Source organism: Pseudoalteromonas sp. S1612, assembly GCF_005887175.1.
Lineage (GTDB): Bacteria > Pseudomonadota > Gammaproteobacteria > Enterobacterales > Alteromonadaceae > Pseudoalteromonas > Pseudoalteromonas undina.
The window spans coordinates 1-3,446 of sequence record NZ_PNDH01000038.1 but is presented as its reverse complement, the minus strand read 5'-3'; the positions used below and the strand labels follow the sequence as shown (position 1 = coordinate 3,446).

Sequence of the window (3,446 nt, the reverse complement as noted above, 5' to 3'; positions counted from 1 at the left end):
GATCACCTCCTTATACGATTTAGAACTTATTTGTTCGTAGTGTCCACACAGATGATTGTTAGTTAGTTTTACCCTCTGGGTTAACTAATTAATATGCTCTTTAAAAATTTGGAAAAGCTGATAATAAAATTCGTATGAATACATTGTATTTGTACAGAGTTTTCAAAAGTAAAAAAGAATGATAGCAGTATCATTCAGTGCCAATTTAATCCTCGGATTAATTGGTATCTACTTTAGTATTCAATATTAACTTCTGGCGAAGTTAAACTGTCACGAAACAAAGACCCGTTTGGGTTGTATGGTTAAGTGACTAAGCGTACACGGTGGATGCCTTGGCAGTTGGAGGCGATGAAGGACGTATTAACTTGCGATAAGCCTAGTCAAGCTAGTAAAAAGCACTTGAGACTAGGATTTCCGAATGGGGAAACCCACCTGCTTGCAGGTATCGTTAACTGAATACATAGGTTAACGAGGCGAACGCGGAGAACTGAAACATCTAAGTACCCGTAGGAAAAGAAATCAACCGAGATTCCGATAGTAGCGGCGAGCGAAATCGGAACAGCCCTTAAGCTTATTATGTGTTAATGGAAGGCTCTGGAAAGTGCCACGATACAGGGTGATAGTCCCGTACATGAAAACGCATTTTAAGTGAAATCGAGTAGGTCGGAGCACGTGAAACTTTGACTGAATATAGGTGGACCATCATCTAAGGCTAAATACTCCCAACTGACCGATAGTGAACCAGTACCGTGAGGGAAAGGCGAAAAGAACCCCTGTGAGGGGAGTGAAATAGAACCTGAAACCGTGTACGTACAAGCAGTAGGAGCCCCTCGAGGGTGACTGCGTACCTTTTGTATAATGGGTCAGCGACTTATATTTTGTAGCGAGGTTAACCGATTAGGGTAGCCGTAGGGAAACCGAGTCTTAACTGGGCGAATAGTTGCAAGGTATAGACCCGAAACCCGGTGATCTAGCCATGGGCAGGTTGAAGATTGAGTAACATCAATTGGAGGACCGAACCCACTAACGTTGAAAAGTTAGGGGATGACCTGTGGTTAGGAGTGAAAGGCTAATCAAACCGGGAGATAGCTGGTTCTCCCCGAAATCTATTTAGGTAGAGCCTCGGACGAATACTTACGGGGGTAGAGCACTGTTAAGGCTAGGGGGTCATCCCGACTTACCAACCCTTTGCAAACTCCGAATACCGTAAAGTAATATCCGGGAGACACACGGCGGGTGCTAACGTCCGTCGTGAAGAGGGAAACAACCCAGACCGCCAGCTAAGGTCCCAAAGTCATAGTTAAGTGGGAAACGATGTGGAAAGGCCCAGACAGCCAGGAGGTTGGCTTAGAAGCAGCCATCCTTTAAAGAAAGCGTAATAGCTCACTGGTCGAGTCGGTCTGCGCGGAAGATGTAACGGGGCTAAACTATGCACCGAAGCTGCGGATTCAGAATTTATTCTGAGTGGTAGGGGAGCGTTCTGTAAGCGGTTGAAGGTGTACCGGGAGGTATGCTGGACGTATCAGAAGTGCGAATGCTGACATGAGTAACGATAATGCGGGTGAAAAACCCGCACGCCGGAAGACCAAGGGTTCCTATCCCATGTTAATCAGGGTAGGGTAAGTCGACCCCTAAGGCGAGGCCGAAAGGCGTAGTCGATGGGAAACGGATTAATATTTCCGTACTTGGTATAATTGCGATGGGGGGACGGAGCAGGCTAAGCAAGCATGGCGATGGTAGTCCATGTGAAAGTGTGTAGGCTAGTGACTTAGGTAAATCCGGGTTGCTGTTAGGCTGAGACACGAGACGAGTCACCACGGTGATGAAGTTGCTGATGCCATACTTCCAGGAAAAGCCTCTAAGCTTCAGATTATACCGAATCGTACCCCAAACCGACACAGGTGGTCAGGTAGAGAATACTAAGGCGCTTGAGAGAACTCGGGTGAAGGAACTAGGCAAAATCGTACCGTAACTTCGGGAGAAGGTACGCTCCGATTGGTGATGAGACTTGCTCTCTAAGCTGATTGGAGCCGCAGTGACCAGGTGGCTGGGACTGTTTATTAAAAACACAGCACTGTGCAAAATCGCAAGATGACGTATACGGTGTGACACCTGCCCGGTGCCGGAAGGTTAATTGATGGGGTTATCTTCGGAGAAGCTCTTGATCGAAGCCCCGGTAAACGGCGGCCGTAACTATAACGGTCCTAAGGTAGCGAAATTCCTTGTCGGGTAAGTTCCGACCTGCACGAATGGTGTAACCATGGCCACGCTGTCTCCACCCGAGACTCAGTGAAATTGAAATCGCAGTGAAGATGCTGTGTACCCGCGGCTAGACGGAAAGACCCCGTGAACCTTTACTACAGCTTGGCACTGAACATTGAACCTACATGTGTAGGATAGGTGGGAGACTTAGAAGCAGAGACGCTAGTTTTTGTGGAGTCGTCCTTGAAATACCACCCTTGTAGTTTTGATGTTCTAACGTTGGCCCCTGAATCGGGGTTACGGACAGTGCCTGGTGGGTAGTTTGACTGGGGCGGTCTCCTCCCAAAGAGTAACGGAGGAGCACGAAGGTTGGCTAAGTACGGTCGGACATCGTACGGTTAGTGTAATGGTAGAAGCCAGCTTAACTGCGAGACAGACACGTCGAGCAGGTACGAAAGTAGGTCATAGTGATCCGGTGGTTCTGAATGGAAGGGCCATCGCTCAACGGATAAAAGGTACTCCGGGGATAACAGGCTGATACCGCCCAAGAGTTCATATCGACGGCGGTGTTTGGCACCTCGATGTCGGCTCATCACATCCTGGGGCTGAAGTCGGTCCCAAGGGTATGGCTGTTCGCCATTTAAAGTGGTACGCGAGCTGGGTTTAGAACGTCGTGAGACAGTTCGGTCCCTATCTGCCGTGGGCGTTTGAGAATTGAGAGGGGTTGCTCCTAGTACGAGAGGACCGGAGTGAACGAACCGCTGGTGTTCGGGTTGTCATGCCAATGGCATTGCCCGGTAGCTACGTTCGGAACTGATAAGCGCTGAAAGCATCTAAGCGCGAAGCAGGCCTCGAGATGAGTTCTCACTAGACTTTTAAAGTCTCTGAAGGGCCGTTGAAGACTACAACGTTGATAGGCAAGATGTGGAAGTGGTGTGAGCCATTAAGCTAACTTGTACTAATTACCCGTGAGGCTTAACCATACAACGCCAAACGCGTTTTATGTGATAGTGAAACAAGCGAAGAAGTTAATAGACTAAAGTAGATTACTGAAGACATTTTATTATCAGAAATTCCAAATTTTAGTTAGTGCGTAGCGATACGGACTGACACCCAAATTTGCTTGGTGACAATAGCGTTTTGGACCCACCTGACCCCATGCCGAACTCAGTAGTGAAACGAAACAGCGCCGATGATAGTGTAGCATTTGTTATGTGAAAGTAGGACATTACCAGGCTCCAAAT

General features: G+C 47.9%; 2 rRNA genes. Both read left to right on the top strand.

Annotated features, from left to right (window positions below):
* Nucleotides 1–300 precede the first annotated feature (300 nt).
* Nucleotides 301–3,185: ribosomal RNA gene (locus tag CWB78_RS13990) — 23S ribosomal RNA — on the top strand.
* Nucleotides 3,186–3,324: 139 nt separating this feature from the next.
* Nucleotides 3,325–3,439 (top strand): 5S ribosomal RNA (rrf, locus tag CWB78_RS13985).
* Nucleotides 3,440–3,446 lie beyond the last annotated feature (7 nt).